The sequence below is a fragment of the Jhaorihella thermophila genome, assembly GCF_900108275.1.
Taxonomy (GTDB): domain Bacteria; phylum Pseudomonadota; class Alphaproteobacteria; order Rhodobacterales; family Rhodobacteraceae; genus Jhaorihella; species Jhaorihella thermophila.
Window position 1 is genome coordinate 491,199 of the sequence record NZ_FNVD01000001.1, and the last position, 23,362, is coordinate 514,560.

The window sequence follows — 23,362 nt, forward strand, 5'->3', positions numbered from 1 at the left end:
TTGATGATGGTGCATCCCCCAGGCCGAATCGAAGAGGGTGGAGCCCTGTTCCGCGCATTGGCCCTGTTCGTCCTTGCGGCGATGGCGCTGACGGTCGACAACCGCCCGGCACCGGCCCAGCAATTGGGTCTGCCCAACAGTGCGATTCTCACCCTTTCGGCCGAAAGATTGTTCTCGGAATCCGCCTTTGGGCGGCGCGTGGCCAAGGAAATCGAGGCCGAAAGCGCGGTTCTGGCCGCCGAGAACCGACGGATCGAGGCCGAACTGAGCGCCGAGGAAAAGGAACTCACCGAACGGCGCGGCAAGATGGCCCCAGACGCGTTTCGCACCCTTGCCGATGCCTTCGACGCCAAGGTGCAGGAGATCCGCAAGACCCAGGACGCCAAGGCGCGCGATCTGGTTGCCAAACGCGATGCCGCGCGTGTTCAGTTCCTGCGCGCGGCCCGTCCGGTGCTCGAGGCGCTGATGCGCGATGCCGGGGCGACCGTGATCCTGGAACGCTCCAGCGTCTTTCTCAGCGCCAATTCGACCGATGTCACGGATGCGGCCATAGAAAGGATCGACGCAATTCTGGGCGATGGATCGACGCTCGAGTCGCCGAAGGGCCGTTAGGCGGGCGCTTGCCCAGCCATCTGCGGGTTGATAGTCACGCAGCACAGAGACAGACAGGGGATCCCACACCATGAGCTCCGAGTTGCAGAGCGCCGATATCCAGTTGATCCAGCGCATCCTTCCGCACCGCTATCCGTTTCTTCTGGTTGACAAGGTGGTAGATATCGACGGCACCCGCTCGGCGCGGGGGATCAAGAACGTCACCATGAACGAACCGCATTTCCAGGGACATTTCCCCGGCACGCCGATCATGCCCGGCGTGACCATCGTCGAGGCGATGGCGCAGACCTCGGGCGTGATGCTGGGCGTGGCGATGGACATCATCGACCGCGATCTGCTGATCTATTTCATGTCGATCGACAAGTGCAAGTTCCGGCGCAAGGTGATCCCCGGCGACGTCATGGAAATGAATGTCACCACGCTGCGCGGCAAACCCGGCGGCAAGGTCTGGAAGTTTTCAGGCCGTGCCGAGGTCGAGGGCGAACTGGCCGCAGAGGCCGAGTTCTCGGCCTATGTGGATCTGGACGTGCAGGGCTGACGCAATGAGCGACATACACCCCACCGCCATCATCGAGGACGGCGCGCGCATCGGACAGGATTGCCGGATCGGACCGTTCTGCGTGGTCGGCCCCGAGGTGGTTCTTGGCGACCGGGTGCACCTGAAGAGTCATGTCGTCGTCACCGGAAACACGCGGATTGGCGACGATACGGTGGTGTTTCCGTTTTCCACCCTGGGGGAGATCCCGCAGGACCTGAAATTCAAGGGCGAAAAGACCCGCACCGAGATCGGCAGACGCAACCGGATTCGCGAATGCGTGACCGTCAATGCCGGCACCGAAGGCGGCGGGGGCGTCACGCGGATCGGGGATGACTGCCTGCTCATGGCCTGCACGCATGTCGCCCATGACGTGCTGATCGGAAACCGGGTGATCCTGGTCAACTCTTCGGGCGTGGCCGGCCATGTGATCGTCGAGGATGACGTGATCATCGGCGGGCTGAGCGGCGTCCACCAGTTCGTCCGGATCGGGCGCGGTGCAATCATCGGTGCACTGTCCAAGGTTACCCGGGACGTGATCCCCTTTGGCCTGGTGCAGGGCGACGAGGGCCGCCTGGACGGGTTGAATCTGGTTGGGCTGAAGCGCCGCAATGTCCCGCGCGAAGAGATCGCCGCTCTGCGCGCCGCCTATCGCGCACTGGCCGAGGGCGACGGCAGCTTTCAGGAACGCGCGCGCAGGCTGGGCGAGGAGACCGACAGCGATTACGTCCGCGCCATCGTGGACTTCGTTGCCGGGGATACCGACCGGTCCTTCCTGACACCGCGGGGCTGAGGCGATGCTGGCGCTGATTGCCGGAACCGGGCGGCTTCCGCAGCAGGTCGTGGGGGCGCTTGGCGTACGCCCGCTGGTCTGCGCGCTCGAGGGTTTTCTGCCCGAGGGAGTGGAGGTGGACCGCCGTTTCCGGATCGAGCATCTGGGCAGCTTCGTGGCTGAACTGACGGCGCAAGGGGTGGACGAAATCTGTCTGGCCGGCGCGATACGCCGTGTGCCGGTGGAACCCGGCCTGATCGACGCGGCGACGATGCCGTTGGTGCCGATCCTGCAGCAGGCGCTGGCCGGCGGGGATGACGCCGCCCTGCGCGCGGTGATGGGAATATTCGAACGCGCCGGCATGACCGTGCGCGCCGCCCATGAGATTGCGCCGGAGTTGCTGCCGCCCGCCGGGGTGCCGACGCGCGCCGCCCCCGACGCGGCCGAGCGCAGCGATGCCACCCGCGCCGAGGCCGTGGTCGCCGCTATGGGTCAGGTCGATATTGGCCAGTCCTGTGCGGTCAGGGGCGGGCAGGTTCTGGCGGTCGAGGGGGTCTTTGGCACGGACTGGATGCTGGAGAGCCTGCGTCAGAGGCCGGACGGCACCGGGGGCATCTTGTTTAAGGCGCCGAAACCGGGGCAGGACCGCCGCGCCGATCTGCCGGCCATCGGCCCGGAAACGATTCGGGGCGCGGCCGTGGCGGGTCTGAACGGCGTCGTGATCGAAGCCCAGGGCGTCATGGTTCTGGATCGCGCCGAGGTCATAGCCGAATGCGACCGTTTGGACCTGTTCCTGTGGGTGCGCGGGGCCGGCGAGTGATGCGCGTTTTCCTCGTCGCCGGAGAGCCGTCGGGCGACCGGTTGGGCGGGGCGCTGATGGCCGGATTGCGCCAGTTGGTGCCGGATGTGCGCTTTTCCGGCGTCGGCGGCCCGTCGATGCAGGCACAGGGTATGAGCAGTCTCTTTCCGATGGAGGAGTTGTCGGTGATGGGGCTGGTCGAGGTGCTGCCCAGGCTGCGCCGTCTCAGGCGGCGGATTCGGGAAACCGCCGAGGCCGTTCTGACAGAGAGGCCGGATGTTCTCATTACCATCGACAGCCCGGATTTTTCCCTGCGCGTGGCGAAGCTGGTGAAGGCATCCAGCGACGTGCGAACGGTGCATTACGTCGCGCCTTCGGTCTGGGCCTGGCGGCCGGGGCGGGCGCGGAAGATGGCCAGGGTGATCGACCATGTGCTGGCGCTGTTGCCGTTCGAGCCGCCGTACATGCAGGCTGCCGGCATGGACTGCGACTTCGTGGGCCATCCGGTGGTGGCCGAGCCGCAAGCTACGGCTGAGGAAATCGGCGCGTTCCATGCGGCCTTCGCACTGGGGGACGCGCCGGTTCTGCTGGTGCTGCCGGGATCGCGCCACGGCGAGGTTGGCCGGCTTGTCGAGGTGTTCGGCGACGGGCTGAGGCGATTTCTGCGGGACCGGCCCGAAATGCGGGTCGTCGTGCCCGCTGCCGCGCCGGTGGCCGGCATGGTGGCCGAGGCCGCGGCGCGATGGCCGGGCGACCCCGTGGTGATCGATCCCGGCGCCTTTTCCACCGACGTCGCCCTGGCCCACAAGAGGGCGGCCTTTGCCACGGCCGAACTGGCGCTTGCGGCCTCGGGGACGGTGTCGCTGGAACTGGCGGCGGCGGGGACACCGATGGTGGTGGCCTACCGGTTGAACTGGCTGACTTGGCAGCTGGCCCGGCTGTTGGTTTCGGTGGACACGGTGACGTTGGTGAATCTCGTCAGCGAAAGCCGGGTGGTCCCCGAATGCCTGGGGCCGGATTGCACCGGGGAGGCGATTGCCGAGCGTCTGCGAGAGGTTGCCGCCCGCCCGCAGGCTCAGCGCGCGGCGATGGAGGAGACCATGCGAAAGCTGGGGCGGGGCGGCGAAGCCCCCGGTCTTCGGGCGGCGCGGGCGGTTCTGGACCGGTTGTGATTCAAGCGGACGCGCCTGCGGCGCGACGCCTGTCAGCCCGCTGCGCGGGCGGATTGGGGTATTTGTGACCAGAAAGAAGCTTTATCGGGGGAGGCTGTCTTCGGGCTGGGTCTGGGTGGCGAGCCAGTCGCGGAAGAGACGCAGCGCCGGGGCGCTGGATCGCGTGTGCGGCCAGACGAGGAAATAGGCGCCATCCGCTTCGATCGGGGCGGGGGCGAGCGCGACGAGGCGGCCGGTGGCAAGATCTTCTTCGACCAGGTAGTCCGGCATCAGGGCCGCGCCGAGACCCAGCAGAGCGGCTTGGGTTATGGTTGAGAATTGATCATGGATCGTGCCGGGCAGGGGGGATGGCGCCTGGACGCCGTTTCGGGCGAACCAATCCTGCCAGGCGCGCGGGCGGGTCTGGATGTGAAGGAGCGGCAGGTTCAGCAGATCCTGTGGCGAACCGGGCGAGGATCGTTCGAGGAGCGCGGGCGCGCAGACCGGAATGACCTGTTCCGCCCGCAGCAGAAGGTGCTCGGTTCCTGGCCAGTCCGGCTTTCCAAAATGTAACGCTGCATCGAATGGTTCGGTCGTGAAGTTGAAGGGGCGCAACCGGGTGGTCATGTTGATGGTGACGTCCGGGTGCAGCCGGGCAAATTCCGGCAGGCGCGGCATCAGCCACCGCATGCCGAAGGTCGGCAGAATGGCGAGGTTCACGGTGCCGGTGGCCGGGGCAACCTGAAGGTGCAATGCGGCATTGGCGATCCGGTCAAGCGCCGCGCGGATGTCGGACGCATAGGCTTTTGCCGCCGGAGTGAGCGCAAGCCGCCGCCCGCCGCGCTGGACCATCGTGATGCCCATCTGGCGTTCGAGGGCTTGCAACTGGCGGCTGATCGCGCCCTGTGTCAGGGAGAGTTCGGAGGCCGCGGCCGAAGCGCTGCCGAGGCGGTCAACGGCTTCGAGCGCTCGGAGCGAGGCGATCGACGGGAAGAAACGGCGTGGGGCTATCATGTATTCCATTTTCTCATGATTGGGTGCGGAAGTCTCGCTGTTTTTGATCAGCGTTGCCGGCTAGGGTAACGCCAGTTTTCCAAAGAACAGGAGAGAGCCATGAATGCGCCGAGCTTGCGCCCCAAGGATGCGCCGGATCTGGCTGGGTTTGATTGGGCCGATCCGTTCCGGTTGACCGACCAGTTGACCGAGGACGAACGCATGATCGCGGACAGCGCGCGGGCCTATGCTCAGGAAAAGCTGCAGCCGCGTGTGACCCGGGCCTTTGCGGACGAGCAAACCGACCCGGAAATCTTTCGCGAGATGGGCCAGATGGGCCTGCTGGGCACGACGATCCCCGAGGAATATGGCGGGCTGGGCGCGGGCTATGTGAGCTATGGCCTGGTTGCGCGGGAAATCGAGCGGGTAGATTCAGGGTATCGGTCGATGATGTCGGTGCAAAGCTCGCTGGTGATGTATCCGATCTATGCCTATGGCTCGGAGGAGCAGCGGCGGAAATACCTGCCGAAACTGGCCAGCGGCGAATGGATCGGCTGTTTCGGCCTGACCGAGCCCGACGCGGGCAGCGACCCCGCCAGCATGAAGACCCGCGCCGAGAAGACCGCGAACGGCTATCGGTTGACCGGATCCAAGATGTGGATCTCGAACGCGCCGATCGCCGATGTCTTCGTGGTCTGGGCCAAGTCCGACGCCCATGACGGCAAGATCCGCGGTTTCGTCCTGGAAAAGGGCATGAAGGGGCTGAGCGCGCCGAAGATCGAGAACAAGATGAGCCTGCGCGCCTCGATCACCGGAGAAATCGTGATGGATGGCGTCGAAGTGGGCGAAGAGGCGCTGCTGCCGAATATCCAGGGGCTGAAGGGACCGTTCGGATGTCTCAACCGCGCGCGCTATGGTATCGCCTGGGGCGCGATGGGGGCGGCCGAATTCTGCTGGCACGCGGCCCGGGCTTACGGGCTGGATCGCAAGCAGTTCAACCGTCCACTGGCGCAGACGCAGCTCTATCAGAAGAAACTGGCCGACATGCAGACGGAAATCGCTCTGGGGTTGCAATCCTGTCTGCGGGTCGGGCGGCTGATGGACGAAGCGAATGCCGCGCCCGAGATGATCTCGATCATCAAGCGGAACAATTGCGGCAAGGCGCTGGATATCGCGCGGATGGCGCGCGACATGCACGGCGGCAACGGAATAAGCCTCGAGTTCCATGTGATCCGGCACATGATCAACCTCGAGACTGTGAACACCTATGAGGGCACGCATGACGTTCATGCGCTGATCCTGGGCCGGGCGCAGACCGGGCTTCAGGCGTTCTTCTGAAATCGAGACGGGGCGTGCGGTCGCGGGATCGCGCGCCCCTGTGCCGATGTTCTTGTAATCGGTATTATGTGTTTATTTGGCATCGTGTGCCGATGGGCGAAATGACGTTCCGTCCCTTTGCTTTGACGACATTGTCCTGCGGTGCGTTGCTCTCGTATCGTTTCCTGGACGGAGGAGCACACGAGGAAACCCCATGGACATTCAGAACAGGATTGTCGTCGTCACCGGCGCGGCGAGCGGTATCGGCCGCGCGCTGGCGGTGGCCTTTGCCGATGCCGGCGCGGCCAAGGTGATCTGCGCCGACCTGAACGCCGATGGCGCGGCCGACATTGCGCGGGAAATCAACGGCGAGCCCGCGCAAGTTGACGTTTCGTCCGAGGACGAGATCAAGGCATTGATCGACCGCGTGGAATCCGGGATCGGCCCGATCGACCTGTTCTGCTCCAATGCCGGGATACTCGTGGCGGGCGGCATGGAGGTGCCAAACGAGGATTGGCAAAAGATCTGGGACATCAACGTCATGAGCCAGGTCTGGGCGGCGCGCCACCTTGTGCCGCGGATGATCGCGCGCGGTGGCGGGTATCTGCTGAACACGGCGTCGGCGGCCGGGTTGCTGAACCAGATCGGCGCGGCGCCCTATGGCGTGACCAAGCACGCCTCGATCGGGTTGGCTGAATGGTTGGCGATAACCCACGGAGATCAGGGCATAAAAGTTTCGGTACTGTGCCCGCAGGCGGTGCGGTCCGAAATGACTCGCGGCGTCGAGGATCACGTCGCCAGCATCGACGGCATGCTGGAGCCCGAGGACGTGGCGCAGGCCTGTCTGGACGCGATCGCCGAAGAGCGATTCCTGATCCTGCCGCATCCGCAGGTGGCCGATTACATCAAGTTGAAGGCGGGGGATTACGAACGCTGGATCGGGGGCATGCGCAAGCTGAACCGTCAATATGGCGGCGTTGAAGCTCTTAAGAAATAGGAAAGTCAGAGGCTTGGCGCCCTGGCCTCATTTCGGCTTGATCGGCCTTACAAGACCTTCCTGCGCGACGGAGGCGACAAGCTTGCCGTCGCGCGTATAGATCGCACCCCGGTTGAAGCCGCGCGCGTTCCCGGTCCAGGGGCTGTCCATCGTATAAAGGTGCCAGTTCTGGAATCTGATGGGCCCGTGAAACCACATGGCGTGGTCGAGGCTTGCGGTCATCTGGGTCTTGCGGAACCAGGTCAGCCCGTGCGGGCGCAGCGAAGAGCCCAGCAGATTCATGTCGGACGCATAGGCCAGCAGGATATGCTGCATCTGCGGGCTTTGCCCCGCAGCGGCCTCCATCCGGAACCACAGATGGTTTCGGTCGTCGGCGGGTTCGGGATCCAGCAGGTCGCGCGGGTCGATCTCGCGGATCTCGATCGGGCGCGGGCGCAGGAATTCGGCGCGGCGCTCTTCGGGTATGCGGTCGAGATAGTGCTGCCGCAGTTCTTCGCGGTTGGGCAGGTTTTCGGGCCCTTCGACATCCGGCATCGGGTGCTGGTGGTCCCAGCCCTCTTCTTGGATGTGGAAGGACGCGGCCATGTTGAGAATCTGGCGGCCATGCTGGATCGCCACCACCCGGCGCGTGGTGAAACTGCCGCCGTCGCGGGATCGGTCCACCTGATAGATCACCGGAATGCTGGGGTCGCCGGGGCGGATGAAATAGGCGTGCAGCGAATGGCAGAGACGCTCCTCGGGCACGGTGCGATAGGCTGCGGCCAGCGCCTGCGCGATCACCTGCCCGCCATAGATCCGGGTGGGCGTCTCGCCGCCCGATCCCTGCCCCCGGAACAGATCGACTTCGAGCCGTTCGATATCGAGAAGATCGAGAAGTTCCCGCGCCGAGTCGTCCATTCAGGCCCCGTCTTTCCTCTTGTTTTCCCGCGCCTTGGCGTAGGCAATGAAAATGTCGAAACTGTCGGGATTCGCCATGGAATCGCGGTTCACCACCTTGTCCGGATCGCCCCCCAGAAGCAACTTTTTCACGGGAACTTCAAGTTTCTTGCCCGATAGGGTGCGCGGGATCTCGGGCACCTGCACGATCTCGTTCGGCACGAAACGGGCCGAAACCGTTTGCCGTATGGCACCCGCGATCCTGTCGCGCAGCGCGTCGTCCAGCGCACGCCCCGGCGCGAGAACCACGAAAAGCGGCATGAAGCTTTCGCGGCCGAGGAATTCCAGATCCACCACCAGCGAATCCATCACCTCGTCCAGCGCCTCGACCGCCTTGTAGATCTCGGACGATCCCAGCCGCAGGCCCTTGCGGTTGATGGTGGCGTCCGACCGGCCATAGATGATCGCGCCGCCCTCCGGCGCGATCTCGATCCAGTCGCCATGCCGCCAGACGCCGGGATAGGTGTCGAAATAGCTGTCATGCAGACGGCGGCCGTCCGTGTCGCCCCAGAAGAACAGCGGCATGGACGGGAGCGGTTCGGTGCAGACCAGTTCGCCCACCTCGCCGATCAGGGGCTTGCCGTCCTCGTCAAAGGCGTAAACGGCATCGCCCAGGAACCGACACTGCATCTCGCCCGCCCGCACCGGCAAAAGCGGATTGCCGCCCACGAAGGCGCCGGCGAAATCGGTGCCGCCGGAAATGGGCGCCAGCCAGATGTCGGGCTTCACCGCGTCATAGACCCATTCATACCCGTCCTCGGTCAGCGGCGACCCCGTGGTGCCCAGCGACCGCAGCGCCGACAGATCCACCGCGTCGCGCGGGCGGATGCCGGCCTTGATGCACTGGGTGATGAAGGCCGCGCCCACGCCCAGATAGGTCACGCGCTCGCGCGCGGCCACGCGCCACAGTTCCAGCATGTCGGGGTGGTTGGGGGCGCCGTCGAACATCACCAGCGTCGCGCCCTGCCCCAGCGCGGTGAACTGCGCGTTCCACATGATCCAGCCCGAGGAGGTCAGCCAGCAGAACCGGTCATCCGCGCCCACGTCCAGATGCAGCGACATCTTGCAGCCCTCGATCAGGATGCCGCCATGGCCATGCACGATGGGTTTGGGGTTGCCTGTGGTGCCCGAGGAATAAACCACCCATAGCGGATGATCGAAAGCGACCTGGGCGTAGTCAGGCGCCGCGTCGTCGCCGGTCAGGTCGTCCCAGGCCACGGCATCGGAAGGAACCTCGCCCACCACCGGCACGACCACGCGATGCTCCAGCGTCGGCAGGCCCGCGGCGATGGTGGCGATCACCTCGCGCCGGTCGATGGTGCGGCCGGCATGGATATATCCGTCCTGCGCGATCAGCACCTTGGGCTCGATCTGCCGGAACCGGTCGAGGATCGCGACATGGCCCATGTCGGGGGCGCAGAGCGACCAGATCGCGCCGATGCTGGCGGTGGCGAGCATGGCGATCGCCGCGGTTTCGGTATTGGGCAGGATCGCCACCACGCGATCCCCCTGCCCCACGCCCATCGCCCGCAGCCGCGCGGCCACGCTGGCCACCTGCGCCACCAGTTCGGCCCAGGTCAGTTCGCGTCGGCCGAAGGTTTCGGACTGCACGATCAGCGCCGGCCGGTCGGGAGCGGTCTCTGCGTGCTTGAGCACGTTTTCGGCGAAGTTCAGCCGGGCGCCGGGAAACCAGATCGCGCCGGGCATCCTGCGTTCGGCCAGGACCGTCGTATAGGGCGCGCTGGCGCGGATCTGGAAATGGTCCCAGATCGCACCCCAGAAGGCGTCGAGATCGGAAATGCTCCACTTCCACAGCGAATCGTAATCAGGAAAATCCAGCCCGCGCGCATCACGCAGCCAGTCCATGAACCGCGCCATCCGACTGGCCGCAGCGCGTTCGGGCGAAGGTTGCCAGAGAATGGGACGTTCCGTGCTCATTCCACCAATGCTCCATGCACCAAAGCCTTGAGTTGCGACCGGGCGGGATAGGAACTGGACGGCGCCAGCTGGGTAAAGAACACCACCGTCATGTCCAGCGCGCGGTCCACCCAGAAGAAGGTGGAGGCCATGCCGCCCCAGCTGAAATCGCCCACGCTGCCCGGCGTGCGCATCCGCCCCGGATCCAGCAGCACCGCGCCGCCCAGGCCGAAGCCCACGCCCTCCATCGGCTGTTCGGCAAAACTCTGCGGCCCCATCGAGGCGATGTCGCCGGGCAGGTGATTGCGCATCATGAAATCCAGCGTCCGGGGGCTGAGCAGCCGTCCCCCGTCGCAATCGCCCCCGCGCCGCAGCATTTCGGCGAATTTCATGTAGTCGTCGATGGTGCCCACCAGCCCGCCGCCGCCGGAAAACATGGTGGCGGCCAGAAACGGCGACTTTTCCGGCGCATCGGTCAGCCGCAGCGTGTCGCCCCCTTCGCGGGCGGCGTTCAGAACCATCGCGTCGCCCGCAAGCGGCGTATAGAGCGCGGCAAAGCGATCCCGCGCCCCCGCCGGCACGGAAAAGGCGGTTTCGGTCATGCCCAGGGGGCCCAGGATTTCCGCGTCGAAGAAGTCGGCGAGCGACTTGCCCGAGACGATTTCGACCACGCGGCCCAGGATGTCGATGCCCACGGAATATTCCCACCGCGTGCCGGGCCCGAAGGCGAGCGGCAGCGCGGCCACCTGCTCTACCATGTCGGCCAGCACGCCCTGGTGGGGCTTGAACAGAAGATCCTGTTCATCCATCGCCGCCGGCAGGACGCCGGGGTTGAACGGATAGCTCAGCCCGCTGGTATGGGTCATCAACTGGTGCAGAGTCGGCGTCTCGCAGGGCTCGGTCTGGTCGATCCGGGTCGCGCCGGGGATCAGCGCGCGGCAGTCGGCGAAGGACGGGATGAAGTCCGATACCGGGGCGTCAAGATGGAACAGCCCCCGTTCGGCCAGCATCATCGCCGCGACCGTGGTGATCGGTTTGGTCATCGAATAGATCCGCACCACAGTGTCGCGGGCAAATGGCAGCCCGGCCTCGACATTGCGGTTGCCGCAGGCGTGGAAATGCACCTCTTGTCCGTGACGGTGGATCAGAACCGATGAGCCGGGATACTTCCGCGCATCCACATAGGCTTGCATCCAGTCGTTGATGCGATTCAGCCGTTCGGTATCGAATCCCTGGGCCATGCCCTGCTCCTCCCCTTGTCCTGCCGATATCTGAGCGCGGAACCGCCCGCCCTGTCGAGCGGACCGTCCCGTCACTTTGCCGCTCAGCCGATCATGCGGCGCATGGCATCGCGGGTTTCTTCGTTGAACCAGCCGCCTTCGGGCGCGTTGGCGCCGCCGGCCATCTGTCGCTCGATCAACGCGATCGTGTCGCCGCGGATCTGCCGTTTGACGGCGGCATAGGTGCGCGGCGGCAGCTGGGCGAGCGCCCGCGCCTCCTCCAGAGCGCGCGGCAGCGGGTCGCCCTCGACCAGTTCATCCAGAACCCCGCGCCGGTGCGCGGTGCCCGCGTCGATCGGCTGGCCGGTCAGCATCATGCGCCGCAACAGGTTCGCATCCAGCGTGGCCCGCGCGATCTCCATCGGACCCGCGGGAAAAGTCGCACCCACCCGCACCTCGGCCAGCCCCTGTTGCGCGCGGTCGTTGCCCACACGGAAATCGGCGGCCAGCACGAAAAACAGCCCGCCTGCAATGGCCGCGCCGCCCACCGCGGCCACCACCGGCTTGGGGCAGGAAAACTCGGCCAGGAAGCCGACATTCAGCCCCTCGACGATGGCGTGCTGCTGGGGGATGTCGAAAGTCCGCGCTTCCTTCAGGTCGAGTCCCGCGGAATAGACCTTCAGGGCGCTGGAAATCACGATGGCGCGCACGGCGTCATCCTGTCCCAACCGCCCGATTTCGCCCGCGAAATCCATCAGGAACGCGGCGCTCAGCGCGTTCACCGGCTCGCGGTTCAGTTGCAGCTCGATCACGCCGTCGCCGTGATCGCGACGCACCAGCCAGCCCTGATCGGTCATGGTGTGCTCTCCCCTTTGTACCGCCACGTCGCGCAGGCGCGCATTGACGGGCGTTTTCCTCGCGGCCTACTCTTTCCCTGTCCGCCCGGCTTGTCAAACGCGGCAAGCCTTGGCGCGGCAAGGATTTTCGGGGGGATTTCCGGGGAGGAGACGTGCTGAAACTCTATTACGCCCGCAATACCCGAGCCGAGCGCGTGGCGTGGCTGCTGGAAGAGCTGGGGCTGGACTACGAGATCAAGAAATTCTCGCTGGGTGATCCGGCGATGCGCGGGCCGGACTATCTGCGGATCCACCCGGCCGGCCGCGTTCCGGCGCTGGAGGAGGACGGAACGGTGATCCATGAATCCGGCGCGATCGTGCAGTATCTGCTGGCGCGTCATGGCCGGGGGCGGTTGGTGCCGCCGGTGGAGGCGCCGGAATTTCCGCAATACCTGCAATGGTTTCACTTCTGCGAAGGCATGATCATGCCGCATGTGAACATCCTCGTGGTGGAAACCGTCCTGCTGCCGCCCGAGCGGCGGACCGAGCGGAACGTCAAGCGCGCCACGAAGCTGTTGAACCAGATGCTGGACATCGTGGAACGTCACATGGAGGGGCGCGACTATCTGGCCGGCGACTTCAGCGGCGCCGACATCATGACGGGGCATTCGGTGGTGGTGTCGCGTGACTTGCTGGGGACGGATTACGCCAACCGGCCGAACCTTGCGGCCTATGCCGACCGGCTGCTGGCGCGGCCGGCGCTGCAGAAGGCGCGGTCGTTGTGACGGCGCCGGTGGTCCTGATCGTCGGCGCGGGCGATTACATCGGCGCGGCCATCGCGCGGCGCTTCGCGCGGGGCGGCTACACCGTTTGCATGGGGCGGCGTAACGGCGACAAGCTGGGGCCGCTGGTCGAAGAGATCCGCGCCGAGGGCGGCATCGCCCACGGCTTCACGCTGGACGCCCGCGACGAGGACAACGTGACCGAGGTGTTCCGGCAGGTGGAGGATGCCCACGGCCCGATCGAGGTCATGATCTTCAACGTGGGCGGCAATGTCCGCTTTCCGATCCTGGAAACCACGTCGCGGGTGTTCCGCAAGGTGTGGGAGATGGCCTGTTTCGCAGGCTTTCTGTCCGGGCGCGAGGCGGCGCGCTACATGGTGCCGCGAGGGCGGGGCTGCATCCTGTTCACAGGCGCGACCGCCTCGGTCAAGGGCAGCGCGGGCTTTGCCGCCTTTGCCGCGGGTAAGCACGGGCTGCGGGCGCTGGCCCAGAGCATGGCGCGCGAGCTGGGGCGAAAGAACATACATGTTGCGCATCTGGTGATCGACGCGGGCGTGGACACCGCATTCGTGCGCGAGCGCATCGCCCAGGCCGGCAGCGATCCGGGCTCCCTGCCCCCGGACACGTTGATGCGGCCCGAGTCGGTGGCCGAAACATACTGGATGCTGGCGCATCAGCCGCGCGACGCCTGGACCTTCGAGCTGGACCTGCGCCCATACGGAGAAACATGGTGATGCAAGAGATTGAATTTCTGTATGATTTTGGCAGTCCCAATGCCTATCTGGTGCACCGTGTCCTGCCGGGATTGGCCGAACGCCACGGCGCGAGGTTGCACTATGTGCCGATCCTTTTGGGCGGTGTGTTCAAGGCCACGAACAACCGCAGCCCGATGGAGGCCTTTGCCGGCGTGAAGGGCAAGCTGGCCTATGAGATGCGCGAGACCGAGCGGTTCGTGCGGCGGCACGGGATCCGCTATCACATGAACCCCTACTTTCCGCTCAACACGCTGGCCTTGATGCGCGGCGCGGTGTTCGCGCAAGGCAAGGACTGGGAAGGCGCCTTTGTCGATGCGGTATTCGATGCGATCTGGCTGCATGGCCAGAAGATGGACGAGCCGATGGTGATCGAGGATGCCCTGCGCGAGGCCGATCTTCCGGCGGCCAAGATCATGGACGCGATGCGGTCGCCCGAGGTGAAGCAGGGGCTGATCGCCAACACCGACGCCGCAGTGGCCCGAGGCGTATTCGGCGCGCCGACCATGTTCGTGGGCGACGAGATGTTTTTCGGCAAACACAGCCTGCCGGAACTGGAACATCTGTTGGAGACCGCCTGACAGGTGGTGAAGCGAGAGGCTTTGCCCCGTCACGCGGAACGCGCGCACGGATATAATTGGCGAGGGGCTCTGCCCGTCGCGCGGGAACGCGCGCAAGGATAATGGGCGAGGGGCTCTGCCCGTCACGCGGAACGCGCGCAAGGATATAATTGGCGAGGGGCTCTGCCCCTCGCGCTCCCAGGAGTATTTCAAGCAAGATGAAGGGTTTGCGCGCAGGTCTTGATCAGACCTCGAGCCATTCCTTGCGCACGTCAGAGCGAGCCTTGAGCTCGGCCGGCGTGCCTTCGAACACCACCTTGCCGTGGCCCATGACATAGACCCGGTCCGCGATGTCGAGCGCGATGGCCAGTTTCTGTTCCACCAGGAGCGTGGAGACGCCGCGCCGGGCAATTTCCTGAAGGAGGTCCGCCACGCGCCGGGTCATCTGCGGCGACAGGCCTTCGGTCGGTTCGTCGATCATCACGAAATCCGGATCGCCCATCAGTGTGCGGCACATGGTCAGCATTTGCTGTTCGCCGCCCGAGAGCACCGAGGCCTCGACATCGGCGCGTGCGCGCAGGTTTTCGAACATGTCGAACATGTCCTGCATGGACCACCGTCCCTGCCCGTCCTTCTGGCCGGGTTTCAGCCCGAGAATCAGGTTCTGGCGCGTGGTGAGACCGGGAAAGATATCGCGGTTTTCTGGCACGTAGCCGATGCCGAGATTGGCGATCTCGAAGGCCTTGCGGCCGGCGATCTCCTGCCCCTTGAAACTGACGGAGCCGACCGGGGCAACCTCGCCCATGATGGCCTTGCAGGTGGTGGAGCGCCCCACCCCGTTGCGGCCCAGAAGCGCGACGATCTCGCCGTCGTCGATGGTCATGTTCACGCCCTGAAGGATGTGGGATTTGCCGTAATAGGCGTGCAGGTCAGAAACTTGCAGCATGGTCAATGCTCTGCCTCCAGTGCCGCGCCCAGATAGGCCTCTTGAACCCGCGGGTCGGCGCGAACCTCTTCGGGCGTGCCGGTGGCGATGATCTCGCCATAGACCAGCACGCTGATCCGGTCGGCGAGCCCGAACACCACGCTCATGTCATGTTCGACCATGACCAGCGTCTTGCCCTCGGTCACGTCCCGGATCAGGTTGACGATGTATTCGGTTTCCGAATGGCTCATGCCGGCGGTGGGTTCGTCCAGCATGATGACATTGGCCCCGCCGGCCATGGTGATGCCGATTTCCAGCGCGCGCTGTTCGGCATAGGACAGGACGCCCGCCGGCAGGTCGCGCCGTGCCGTCAGGTTGATCTGTTCCAAGATCGCATCGGTTGCCTCGGTCAGATCGCGCGACCGCCCCACCATGTGCCAGAACGAATAGCGATAACCCTTGGACCACAGCAGCGAGCAGCGCACGTTCTCGAACACCGTCATGCGCGGGAAGATGTTGGTGATCTGGAACGACCGGCTGAGCCCCAGCCGGTTGATCTTGTAGGGCGCGAGGCCCGAGACGTCCTGTCCGTTCAGGTAAACCGAGCCGGACGTGGGCACATAGCGGCCCGTGATCAGGTTGAACAGGGTGGACTTGCCCGCGCCGTTGGGGCCGATGATCGCGTGGCGTTCGCCGCGGGCGATGGTCAGATCCACACCCCGGATGATCTCGGTCTTGCCGAAGCTCTTGCGCAGGCCGGCGAGCTCCAGTGCGGGTGCGTCGGGCGCGTTCATATCAGTCGCTCCGTATCCGGTGTGTTCGCGGCCGTCCAGGCGGCCGACAGTTCGGGGACAACCCGGCGCGCCAGCCAGAATCCCGCCAGCGCGGCGATGATCGACACGGCCAGCGGCAGAACGTCATGGCTGTCGAAGGTGATCCAGAACAGGGTCATTTCGGTATCGCCGGGTGCGGCATTGCGGATGTGAAAAACGATCTCGAACACCCCGACGAACCCCGCCACGCACAGAAGCGCCGGCCCCAGCATCTTGAGATAGGGCACGAACAGCAGGTGCAGCTTGCCCAACCGCAGGGGGATCGTGTGCATCATCAGAAGACCCGCCAGCCCGCCGGGGAAATACATCACCGTCGCCACGAACAGGATGCCGAGATAGAGCTGCCAGATCTCGGTCTGCAGGCTCAGCACCGTCTGCAGCAGGGTGAACAGGATCGCGCCGATGATCGGGCCGAAAAAGAACCCCGCCCCGCCGAGAAAGGTAACCAGAAGGATCATGCCTGACTGGGCAAGGTTGAGGTTTTCCTCGGTCACGATCTCGTAGTTGATGGCGAACAGTCCGCCCGCGATGCCGGCAAAGAACCCCGAGGCACAGAAGGAATAGAACCGGACCCAGCGCGCCGAATAGCCCAGGAATTCGGCCCGTTCGGGGTTGTCGCGCACCGCGTTCGCCATCCGGCCCAGCGGAGTGCGCGACCACAGATACATCAGCACTGCCGAGATCATCAGCCAGGCTGCGGTAAGGTAATAGACCTCGATCTGGCGGATGAACTCGATCCCGAAAAAAGGCAGGCCATAAGTGCGGTCGCCGCTGACGCCTTCTTCGCCGCCGAAGAAGGCGACGATGATGACCGAACAGGCGGCGATCAGCTCGCCGACACCAAGGCTGATCATGGCGAATACCGTGCCGGCCTTGCGGGTCGAGAAACTGCCGATGATCATCGCCAGCCCCAGCGCGAAAAGCCCGGCCAGAAGCGGCAGAACCGGCAGCGGGATCGGCAGCTCATGAAACTCGATCCAGTTCATGATGTGCATCGCCATGAACCCGCCCATGCCCATATAGACCGCGTGGCCAAAGGACAGCATGCCCCCCTGCCCCAGCAGCATGTTGTAGGCAAGCGCAAAGACGATGGTGATGGCCATCTGGTTCATGATGGTCAGCGCCGCGTTCGACGGAAAGATCAGCGGCATGACCAGCAGGAACAGCGCCGAGACCAGCCAGGGCAGAAACTGACCAAAGGTGATGCTGGCGCTGCGGGCGGTGTTATGGGTTGCGTCGGTCATGCGTCACGTTTCCCGAACAGGCCATGCGGCCGGAACACGAGGATCAGAACCATCAGGATATAGGGCAGGATGTCCGCGATCTGCGGGCTGGTGATGGTCCACAGATCCCGCCAGAGGCTTTCGTCCAGGTTTTCCGGCGTGGAAATCCCGATTGCGTTCAGCAGATCCTCGGCGCGCACATTGTAGGACTTGGCGAAGGTGGTCAGCCAGCCGATCAGCAGCGATGCCACCAGCGCGCCGGACAGCGACCCCAGCCCGCCGATCACGATGGTCACGAAGACGATCGAGCCGAGCACGAAGGCCATTCCGGGAAACGTGCTGAGAACGGGTCCCGCGATCACGCCCGCCACGCCTGCCAGCGCCGTGCCGACGCCGAAGACGCCCATGAAGACCAGCGGCACGTTGTGGCCCAGCGCCTCGACCGTGCGCGGATAGCTCAGCGCCGCCTGGATCACCAGCCCGACGCGAGTTCGGGTCAGGAACCACAGCAGCAGGATGAAGATCGCGACCGAGATGAACAGCATGAACACCTTGTAGGCCGGAATGGCAAATCCCGAGACGGTGAAGGCGGTGAACTCCAGAACCTCGGGGATCTCATAGGGCACGCGGTCGCGGCCCCAGACGAACTGCACCGCCTCTTCGATCAGAAGCGCCAGCCCGAAGGTAAAGATCAACTCGGGCACATGGCCATACTGGTGCACCCGTCGCAGTCCGTAGCGTTCCACCAGGGCCCCCAGGACGCCGACCAGAAGAGGCGCAATCAGAAGCCCCATCCAGAAGCCCAGGTAAGTGCTGATCTGGTAGGCAAAATAGGCGCCCAGCATGTAAAAGCTCGCATGGGCGAAGTTCAGCACGCCCATCATCGAGAAGATGAGCGTCAGACCGGCCGACAGCATGAACAGGAGCAATCCTGTCACCAGCCCGTCGATCAGGTTGATGAGAACGAGGTCCATCCCTCTCCTCCCGCGTCGCAGATTTCCCGCCTGGGGTGATGGCGCCCGAACGGGGGCCGGGCGCCAGAGGCCGCCTCTTACGGGCGCTTCATCTTGCAGGTGGTCGGGCTGTCCTTGCCGGCCATCTCGACGGTGGATTCGACCAGAAGGCCATAACCCGAATTGTCGAAGTCATGCTTGACGCCGTCGGTATGGGCAAAGATGTGCACGTTCTGGATCGCCTGATGGTCCTGCGGTCGCATCCACACCTTGCCGCCCCAGATCGAGTCGTGCTCCATCCCCTCCAGCGCCTTGGCGATGGCGACCATGTCGGTGTCGGTCCCGGCCTGCTCGATCGCCTTGGCGAGCATCTCGATCACGTTGGCGATCCGCGGCTGGCCCAGATCGTCATCGGGGTATTTGGCCTTGAACGCGGTGGCATAGGCATCGGCGCGGTCGTTCGGCGGCGGGTTGATCTGGCCCTCGCCCACCAGTTTCAGCGAGCCCTTGCCCGCCTCGCCAAAGGCGGCGGTGATGCCGGTCGATGCGGCGTAATAGGTGTAGAGCGGACCCTTGAAGCCGTTTTCGAGGATCGCCTTGCCCAGGCCGACCATGTCGCTGCCCCAGTTGCCGGTGATCACGGCATCCGCGCCCGACGAGATGATCTTGCGGGCATAAGGCGTAAAGTCCTTGACCTTGCCGATCGGGTGCAGCTCGTTGCCCACGATTTCGATGTCGGGGCGCTTCTGGCCCAGGAACTTGACGGCCGCCGCGGCCACCGCCTTGCCGAAACTGTAGTCCTGCCCGATGATATAGACCTTCTTGATCTCGGGCTTCTGCGCGATCACGTCGGTCAGCGCGTCCATCTTGATGTCGGCATTGGCGTCAAAGCGGAAGTGCCAGAAATTGCACTTGTCGTTGGTCAGCGCCGGATCCACCGCCGAATAGTTCAGGAACAGCACCCGTTTGTCGGGATTTCGCTTGTTGTGCTTTTTGATCGCGTCAGTGAGGGCATTGGCCACGCCAGAGCTGTTGCCCTGCGCGATGAAGCGGATGCCCTGATCGATCGCCACCTGAAGCTGGATCAGCGATTCCTTGGGGCTGATCTTGTTGTCGAAGGGCACGATCTCGAACTTCTTGCCGCCCAGAACGCCGCCCTTCTTGTTCACCAGTTCCTCGGCGGCGAATTCATACTGGTGCAGCCCGTCCGTCCCGGTGGCCGCGAACGGCCCCGACAGCGGGTCGATGAAGGCGATCTTGATGTTTTCGGCAAAGGCCGCGGATGCCCCGATGCACAGGGCGAGCGCGGCCGACAGGCCGAACCTGGTGGTTTTGCGCATATTGTCTCCTCCCAATCGCGCGCCGGGATTCTGTGTTGTTTTCTGGCCCGGACACAGCCAAAGCCTTGCACACTCTGGATTAAAGTCAAGCATCAGGTGGAGATTTCGGGCGCTTTTGCCGAATCCGGGCGACGCTGCGTCACGAAACGCGCGGCGGCGGTGGCGGGCACGGTCCCGGGCGGAGCCTCCGGATCAGACTGCCGCCGGTGAAATCGTTTTGTTTCAACTGGATGCCGCGCTTTTCGCAACCGGACTGCGGCGCCTGTCGGCGGGCCTGCCCTGCCCCCCCGGTATGCTCGCGGCTGTCCAGGCGCACGCCACGCCACGCGGCTTTGACGCAACGTCAGGAATGCGACGGCCTCAACCCGGCCGCAGGCTCAGCGCGTTCGCGGCGGCCATGAGCTTTTCGGCATATTCGCCTTCCAGCTCATCCCGGCTGACGTAAAAGGACGGCCCGCCCACATTCAGCCCATAGACCCGTGCCCGGTTCAGCGAATGCACCGGCACCGCGATCCCGTTCACATCCTCGCGCCACTCGCCATAAGAGGTGCAGAAGCCACGCGCAGCAAATTCCTCGGCCGCGCGCTCATAGCTTTCCCGCCACGCCGCGTCGCGGTCGGGGTCTTCGCGCGCGGCCATCTCGAACACGGCGTCGCGTTCGTCCTGCTCCATCGCCACCAGAATCGCCCGCCCCATCGCCGAAAAGAACAGCGGTACGCGCGAGCCCACATGCATCGACAGGCTGACATTTTCGCGCGAGCGGTTGACCGCGACATAGATCGCCTCGGTCCGGTGGCGTTCGCCAAGGGCTGCGGTGATGTAGGAATTGGGCCCCCGGCGCAGGTCGCGCAGCACCTGCCCCGCCCGGTCGCAGATATCCATCCCCGCCAGCACGCCGAACCCCAGCCGCAGCACCCCCGGCCCCAGCTGATAGGTGCCCTTGCGCGCATCCGGAATGAGATATTCCAGCCTGCACAACGTATGGGTCAGCCGCGACACCGTCGCCTTGGGCAGGCCGGTGCGTTCCGAGATGTCCGTGTTGGTCAGCTCGTATTCATTGGCGCGGAAACAGCGCAGCACGTCCAGCCCCCGCGCCAGCGCGGTGACGAAGTTGCGGTCCTTCGCCTCGTCCGGGTCCTTGTGAAACTCGCTGTCCGCCATGCGCCCGGCCTCCCTCTAGCTGTCCAGCGCCTTCAGCCCGTGTTCGGCAAAGACCGGCACATATTGGCCCAGCTTGATCGCCCGTTCCGGGTTCGAGGCATTGCCGTCCAGCGCACGTTTCAGCACGCCCTGGATGATCCCCGCCATGCGGAAGAAGCAGAAGGACAGGTAGAAGCCGAAATTGTCCACGCCCGGCAATCCCCTGCGTTCGCAATACCTTGCGATGAACTCCTCGTCCGACGGCAGCCCAAGCGCGGTGCGGTCGATACCACCCATGCCGCGCCCTTCCTCGCCCGCCGGCATCTGCCACTGCATGATGACGCTGGCCAGATCCGCATAGGGGTGGCCGATCGTGGACAGCTCCCAGTCCAGCACTGCGATGCAGTCGGTGCTGTCTTTGGCAAAGATCATGTTGTCGATGCGATAGTCGCCATGCACCAGCGTCCGCTGGCCGTCATCCTCGGGGATCTCGGCGGTCAGCCTTTCGATCAGCCGGTCCATCGCCGGCACCGGTTCGGTTTCGGAGGCGCGGTATTGCTTGGTCCAGCGCGCCACCTGCCGTTCGAAATAGTTGCCGGGGGGGCCGTAATCCGACAGGCCCATCGCGTCGATATCGACCATGTGCAGCTCGGCCAGCACGCGGTTCATCTCGTCGATCACGCCGGCGCGGGTGGCGTTGTCCTCGCCCGGCATGGTGGGTTCCTTGAAATTGCGCCCGTCGGCAAAGTCCATCACGTAGAAGGCCGAGCCGATCACCGAGTCGTCCTCGCACAGCAGGTGCACCTTCGGCACCGGCACCTTCGTGCCATACAGTGCCTTCTGCACGCGAAACTCGCGATCCACCGCATGGGCGGATTTCAGCAGCTTCCCCGGCGGCTTGCGCCGCAGCACATAGCGCCGCGCGGGCGTGACCAGCAGGAAGGTCGGGTTCGACTGGCCGGTGGCGAACTTGCGTGCCTGCACGATCGGACCCTCGTATCCGGGCAGGTTCGCGCGCAGCCAGGCGTCCACCGCCGTTGTGTCCAGCGTCTGGGTGTCGTTGCTCATGGGGTCACCTCAGCTGTAGCTCATCAGTTTCGCGCCCTCGGCGCTTGCGAAATGCGGGGCGGCGTTGAATTCGTGCAGGCTGATCCGCCCGCGCGAGAAGATGAACCGCGTCATCGACGTGTTCCGCACCTGCAGGTTCAACGTCATCATCATTTCCGGCGGCGCCTGCAAGGTCGAGGCGACAAGCTGCCCGATCGGTCCGCCGGAGCTGACCACCAGCACCCGTTTCGCGTCGGTATCCATGGCGAAATCGCGCGCGGCCGCGACGCGGGCGACGAAATCGCGCCACGTCTCTTTGGCACCTTCCACCCCGCCGCGCTGCCATTCCAGGATGGTGTCGCGCAGGGTGCGGAAATGGGTCTTGCGGTCGTGCCGCACCGGGTCGGGCATCTCGCCGCCGAACTTTACCCGCAAAAGGTCGTAGAAGTCGTATTCGTTGAAGCCGCCATGTTCCTCGGGCGGCGCATCAAAGCCCATCTCGGCCAGCGTGTCCTTCTGCCGTTGCAGGGTGCCGGTCATCAGCCGGTCGGGCTCCCAGCCCATGTCGCGCAGCACCTGCCCCACGGCGCGGGACTGGGCCCGACCGAGATCGCTCAGCCGGTCGTAGTCGTCCGCGCCAAAGGACGCCTGACCGTGGCGGATGACCAGAAGCTCGGCCATTCACGCGCCCCGGAACTCGGCCGCCAGCCGCGCGCCGGCGGCGCGGTATTCGCGGTCGATCCGGTCGATCAGCTCGGTCGCGGGCACCACATCGCGCACGTCGCCGATGCCCTGCCCCGAGCCCCAGATCTCCTTCCACGCCTTGGGCTTGGAGGAACCGGATGAGAAGTTCATCGAGGACGGGTCGGATTCGGGCAGGTTGTCGGGGTCTAGCCCCGCCCGTTCGATGCTCTTCTTGAGGTAGTTGCCGTGAACGCCGGTGAAGAGCGAGGAATAGACGATGTCCTCGGCGCCGCTTTCGACGATCATCCGCTTGTAGTCCTCCACCGCGTTGGCCTCGCGCGTGGCGATGAAGGGCGAGCCCATATAGCCGAAATCGGCCCCCACCGCGCGCGCGGCCAGCAGCGCCTCGCCGCTGGCGATCGCGCCCGAAAGCGCAAGCGGCCCGTCGAACCAGGACCGGATTTCGCGGACCAGCGCAAAGGGCGATTGCTGGCCCGCATGGCCCCCCGCGCCCGCAGCCACGGCGATCAGCCCATCCGCGCCCTTTTCGATCGCTTTCCTGGCAAAGGTGTTGTTGATGATGTCATGCAGCACCACCCCGCCCACCGAATGGGCGGCCTCGTTCACCTCGGGGCGCGCGCCCAGCGAGGTGATCCAGACCGGCACCTTCCATTTCACGCAGATGTCGATGTCGCGTTGAAGCCGCGCATTCGACCGGTGCACGATCTGGTTGACGGCAAAGGGCGCGGCGGGGCGGTCGGGGTTTTCCTGGTTGTGGCGGTCCAGCTCTTCCGTGATCCGTTTCAGCCAGGCCTCCAGCAGCGGCGGCTCGCCTTCCCCCTCGCGCGCGTTCAACGCCGGGAAAGAGCCGATGATCCCCGCCTTGCACTGGGCGATCACCAGATCGGGCACGGAAATGATGAACAGCGGCGCGCCGATCAGCGGGATCCGCAAGCCCCGCAGCGCGGGCGGCAGATGGCTTTCGTCGCGGTGCCAGGTCACGGTCATGTCGGATTCCTTCACGGGTTGGTTCATCGC

General features: G+C 65.0%; 24 protein-coding genes. 10 read left to right on the plus strand and 14 right to left on the minus strand.

Annotated elements, in window-relative coordinates; genetic code table 11:
• Positions 1 to 3: 3 nt before the first annotated feature.
• The 5 genes from C4S70_RS02360 (at position 4) to lpxB (ending at position 3,890) form a co-directional block, all read left to right on the plus strand.
• Positions 4 to 612, plus strand: coding sequence for an OmpH family outer membrane protein (locus tag C4S70_RS02360; protein WP_104006668.1), 609 nt, complete (start codon positions 4 to 6; stop codon positions 610 to 612).
• A 70-nt stretch (positions 613 to 682) separates the two neighbouring features.
• Positions 683 to 1,150: a 3-hydroxyacyl-ACP dehydratase FabZ gene (gene fabZ, locus C4S70_RS02365; RefSeq protein ID WP_104006479.1), complete on the plus strand. Its 468-nt coding sequence runs from the start codon at positions 683 to 685 to the stop codon at positions 1,148 to 1,150.
• Positions 1,151 to 1,154: 4 nt separating this feature from the next.
• Entirely contained in the window at positions 1,155 to 1,940 is a 786-nt protein-coding gene (gene lpxA, locus C4S70_RS02370; RefSeq protein WP_104006480.1) for an acyl-ACP--UDP-N-acetylglucosamine O-acyltransferase, read from the plus strand.
• A 4-nt stretch (positions 1,941 to 1,944) separates the two neighbouring features.
• Positions 1,945 to 2,739, plus strand: coding sequence for an LpxI family protein (locus C4S70_RS02375; RefSeq protein ID WP_104006481.1), 795 nt, complete (start codon positions 1,945 to 1,947; stop codon positions 2,737 to 2,739).
• Entirely contained in the window at positions 2,739 to 3,890 is a 1,152-nt protein-coding gene (gene lpxB / locus C4S70_RS02380) for a lipid-A-disaccharide synthase (RefSeq protein ID WP_235003648.1), read from the plus strand. Before C4S70_RS02375 ends, lpxB begins: the two co-directional genes overlap by 1 nt.
• A gap of 81 nt (positions 3,891 to 3,971) precedes the next feature.
• On the opposite strand, the gene C4S70_RS02385 is transcribed toward lpxB, so the two are convergent.
• The gene (locus C4S70_RS02385) at positions 3,972 to 4,883 is read right to left on the minus strand and encodes a LysR family transcriptional regulator (RefSeq protein ID WP_104006669.1); all 912 of its coding nucleotides are present in this window, start codon (positions 4,881 to 4,883) and stop codon (positions 3,972 to 3,974) included.
• A 99-nt stretch (positions 4,884 to 4,982) separates the two neighbouring features.
• On the opposite strand from C4S70_RS02385, the gene C4S70_RS02390 reads away from it, so the two are divergent.
• The gene (locus tag C4S70_RS02390; protein ID WP_104006483.1) at positions 4,983 to 6,200 is read left to right on the plus strand and encodes an acyl-CoA dehydrogenase; all 1,218 of its coding nucleotides are present in this window, start codon (positions 4,983 to 4,985) and stop codon (positions 6,198 to 6,200) included.
• Positions 6,201 to 6,393: 193 nt separating this feature from the next.
• On the plus strand, positions 6,394 to 7,176 hold the full coding sequence (locus C4S70_RS02395) for an SDR family oxidoreductase (RefSeq protein ID WP_104006484.1): 783 nt from the start codon (positions 6,394 to 6,396) through the stop codon (positions 7,174 to 7,176).
• 27 nt (positions 7,177 to 7,203) lie between these two features.
• Here C4S70_RS02395 and C4S70_RS02400 read toward each other — a convergent pair whose 3' ends face one another.
• The 4 genes from C4S70_RS02400 to C4S70_RS02415 form a co-directional block, all read right to left on the minus strand.
• The gene (locus C4S70_RS02400) at positions 7,204 to 8,073 is read right to left on the minus strand and encodes an acyl-CoA thioesterase (protein WP_104006485.1); all 870 of its coding nucleotides are present in this window, start codon (positions 8,071 to 8,073) and stop codon (positions 7,204 to 7,206) included.
• The gene (locus tag C4S70_RS02405; RefSeq protein WP_104006486.1) at positions 8,074 to 10,050 is read right to left on the minus strand and encodes an acetoacetate--CoA ligase; all 1,977 of its coding nucleotides are present in this window, start codon (positions 10,048 to 10,050) and stop codon (positions 8,074 to 8,076) included. It lies immediately after the preceding gene.
• Positions 10,047 to 11,270, minus strand: a complete 1,224-nt coding sequence (locus tag C4S70_RS02410; protein ID WP_235003649.1) for a serine hydrolase domain-containing protein — start codon at positions 11,268 to 11,270, stop codon at positions 10,047 to 10,049. The genes C4S70_RS02405 and C4S70_RS02410 overlap by 4 nt, the downstream gene beginning before the upstream one ends.
• A gap of 83 nt (positions 11,271 to 11,353) precedes the next feature.
• A complete protein-coding gene (locus C4S70_RS02415; protein WP_104006487.1) occupies positions 11,354 to 12,106 on the minus strand; it encodes an enoyl-CoA hydratase/isomerase family protein in 753 nt (250 codons plus the stop codon).
• Between the two features lie 152 nt (positions 12,107 to 12,258).
• Here C4S70_RS02415 and C4S70_RS02420 point away from each other — a divergent pair, with 152 nt between their 5' ends.
• Genes C4S70_RS02420 through C4S70_RS02430 form a run of 3 tightly spaced genes read left to right on the plus strand, consistent with a single transcriptional unit; the run spans position 12,259 to position 14,200 of the window.
• Positions 12,259 to 12,870, plus strand: a complete 612-nt coding sequence (locus C4S70_RS02420; RefSeq protein WP_235003650.1) for a glutathione S-transferase family protein — start codon at positions 12,259 to 12,261, stop codon at positions 12,868 to 12,870.
• The gene (locus C4S70_RS02425; RefSeq protein ID WP_104006488.1) at positions 12,867 to 13,601 is read left to right on the plus strand and encodes an SDR family oxidoreductase; all 735 of its coding nucleotides are present in this window, start codon (positions 12,867 to 12,869) and stop codon (positions 13,599 to 13,601) included. Before C4S70_RS02420 ends, C4S70_RS02425 begins: the two co-directional genes overlap by 4 nt.
• Complete coding sequence (locus tag C4S70_RS02430) at positions 13,601 to 14,200, plus strand: 2-hydroxychromene-2-carboxylate isomerase (RefSeq protein ID WP_200822705.1); 600 nt, start codon at positions 13,601 to 13,603, stop codon at positions 14,198 to 14,200. Before C4S70_RS02425 ends, C4S70_RS02430 begins: the two co-directional genes overlap by 1 nt.
• A 223-nt stretch (positions 14,201 to 14,423) precedes the next feature.
• On the opposite strand, the gene C4S70_RS02435 is transcribed toward C4S70_RS02430, so the two are convergent.
• From C4S70_RS02435 to C4S70_RS02475, 9 genes are all read right to left on the minus strand, one after another.
• Positions 14,424 to 15,125, minus strand: a complete 702-nt coding sequence (locus C4S70_RS02435; RefSeq protein ID WP_104006490.1) for an ABC transporter ATP-binding protein — start codon at positions 15,123 to 15,125, stop codon at positions 14,424 to 14,426.
• Between the two features lie 2 nt (positions 15,126 to 15,127).
• Entirely contained in the window at positions 15,128 to 15,898 is a 771-nt protein-coding gene (locus tag C4S70_RS02440; RefSeq protein WP_104006491.1) for an ABC transporter ATP-binding protein, read from the minus strand.
• Positions 15,895 to 17,181, minus strand: a complete 1,287-nt coding sequence (locus C4S70_RS02445; RefSeq protein ID WP_104006492.1) for a branched-chain amino acid ABC transporter permease — start codon at positions 17,179 to 17,181, stop codon at positions 15,895 to 15,897. The genes C4S70_RS02440 and C4S70_RS02445 overlap by 4 nt, the downstream gene beginning before the upstream one ends.
• A complete protein-coding gene (locus C4S70_RS02450; RefSeq protein ID WP_104006493.1) occupies positions 17,178 to 18,134 on the minus strand; it encodes a branched-chain amino acid ABC transporter permease in 957 nt (318 codons plus the stop codon). Before C4S70_RS02450 ends, C4S70_RS02445 begins: the two co-directional genes overlap by 4 nt.
• A 77-nt stretch (positions 18,135 to 18,211) precedes the next feature.
• Positions 18,212 to 19,453: a branched-chain amino acid ABC transporter substrate-binding protein gene (locus C4S70_RS02455; protein WP_104006494.1), complete on the minus strand. Its 1,242-nt coding sequence runs from the start codon at positions 19,451 to 19,453 to the stop codon at positions 18,212 to 18,214.
• Positions 19,454 to 19,813: 360 nt separating this feature from the next.
• Entirely contained in the window at positions 19,814 to 20,614 is an 801-nt protein-coding gene (locus tag C4S70_RS02460) for an IclR family transcriptional regulator (protein ID WP_104006495.1), read from the minus strand.
• A gap of 15 nt (positions 20,615 to 20,629) precedes the next feature.
• The gene (locus C4S70_RS02465; RefSeq protein WP_104006496.1) at positions 20,630 to 21,661 is read right to left on the minus strand and encodes a phosphotransferase family protein; all 1,032 of its coding nucleotides are present in this window, start codon (positions 21,659 to 21,661) and stop codon (positions 20,630 to 20,632) included.
• Between the two features lie 9 nt (positions 21,662 to 21,670).
• The gene (locus C4S70_RS02470; protein WP_104006497.1) at positions 21,671 to 22,321 is read right to left on the minus strand and encodes a histidine phosphatase family protein; all 651 of its coding nucleotides are present in this window, start codon (positions 22,319 to 22,321) and stop codon (positions 21,671 to 21,673) included.
• A complete protein-coding gene (locus tag C4S70_RS02475; RefSeq protein ID WP_104006498.1) occupies positions 22,322 to 23,359 on the minus strand; it encodes an NAD(P)H-dependent flavin oxidoreductase in 1,038 nt (345 codons plus the stop codon).
• Positions 23,360 to 23,362 lie beyond the last annotated feature (3 nt).

Bases quoted from the DNA above. Each gene is read 5' to 3' on its own strand.
- C4S70_RS02435 (WP_104006490.1), bottom strand. From the start codon at position 15,125: ATGCTGCAAGTTTCTGACCTGCACGCCTATTACGGCAAATCCCACATC.
- C4S70_RS02410 (WP_235003649.1), bottom strand. From the start codon at position 11,270: ATGGCCCAGGGATTCGATACCGAACGGCTGAATCGCATCAACGACTGG.
- C4S70_RS02460 (WP_104006495.1), bottom strand. From the start codon at position 20,614: ATGGCGGACAGCGAGTTTCACAAGGACCCGGACGAGGCGAAGGACCGC.
- C4S70_RS02445 (WP_104006492.1), bottom strand. From the start codon at position 17,181: ATGACCGACGCAACCCATAACACCGCCCGCAGCGCCAGCATCACCTTT.
- C4S70_RS02390 (WP_104006483.1), top strand. From the start codon at position 4,983: ATGAATGCGCCGAGCTTGCGCCCCAAGGATGCGCCGGATCTGGCTGGG.
- C4S70_RS02375 (WP_104006481.1), top strand. From the start codon at position 1,945: ATGCTGGCGCTGATTGCCGGAACCGGGCGGCTTCCGCAGCAGGTCGTG.
- C4S70_RS02450 (WP_104006493.1), bottom strand. From the start codon at position 18,134: ATGGACCTCGTTCTCATCAACCTGATCGACGGGCTGGTGACAGGATTG.
- C4S70_RS02385 (WP_104006669.1), bottom strand. From the start codon at position 4,883: ATGATAGCCCCACGCCGTTTCTTCCCGTCGATCGCCTCGCTCCGAGCG.
- C4S70_RS02360 (WP_104006668.1), top strand. From the start codon at position 4: ATGATGGTGCATCCCCCAGGCCGAATCGAAGAGGGTGGAGCCCTGTTC.
- C4S70_RS02475 (WP_104006498.1), bottom strand. From the start codon at position 23,359: ATGAACCAACCCGTGAAGGAATCCGACATGACCGTGACCTGGCACCGC.
- C4S70_RS02395 (WP_104006484.1), top strand. From the start codon at position 6,394: ATGGACATTCAGAACAGGATTGTCGTCGTCACCGGCGCGGCGAGCGGT.
- C4S70_RS02470 (WP_104006497.1), bottom strand. From the start codon at position 22,321: ATGGCCGAGCTTCTGGTCATCCGCCACGGTCAGGCGTCCTTTGGCGCG.
- C4S70_RS02465 (WP_104006496.1), bottom strand. From the start codon at position 21,661: ATGAGCAACGACACCCAGACGCTGGACACAACGGCGGTGGACGCCTGG.
- lpxA (WP_104006480.1), top strand. From the start codon at position 1,155: ATGAGCGACATACACCCCACCGCCATCATCGAGGACGGCGCGCGCATC.
- C4S70_RS02455 (WP_104006494.1), bottom strand. From the start codon at position 19,453: ATGCGCAAAACCACCAGGTTCGGCCTGTCGGCCGCGCTCGCCCTGTGC.
- C4S70_RS02430 (WP_200822705.1), top strand. From the start codon at position 13,601: ATGCAAGAGATTGAATTTCTGTATGATTTTGGCAGTCCCAATGCCTAT.
- C4S70_RS02400 (WP_104006485.1), bottom strand. From the start codon at position 8,073: ATGGACGACTCGGCGCGGGAACTTCTCGATCTTCTCGATATCGAACGG.
- fabZ (WP_104006479.1), top strand. From the start codon at position 683: ATGAGCTCCGAGTTGCAGAGCGCCGATATCCAGTTGATCCAGCGCATC.
- C4S70_RS02415 (WP_104006487.1), bottom strand. From the start codon at position 12,106: ATGACCGATCAGGGCTGGCTGGTGCGTCGCGATCACGGCGACGGCGTG.
- C4S70_RS02405 (WP_104006486.1), bottom strand. From the start codon at position 10,050: ATGAGCACGGAACGTCCCATTCTCTGGCAACCTTCGCCCGAACGCGCT.
- lpxB (WP_235003648.1), top strand. From the start codon at position 2,739: ATGCGCGTTTTCCTCGTCGCCGGAGAGCCGTCGGGCGACCGGTTGGGC.
- C4S70_RS02440 (WP_104006491.1), bottom strand. From the start codon at position 15,898: ATGAACGCGCCCGACGCACCCGCACTGGAGCTCGCCGGCCTGCGCAAG.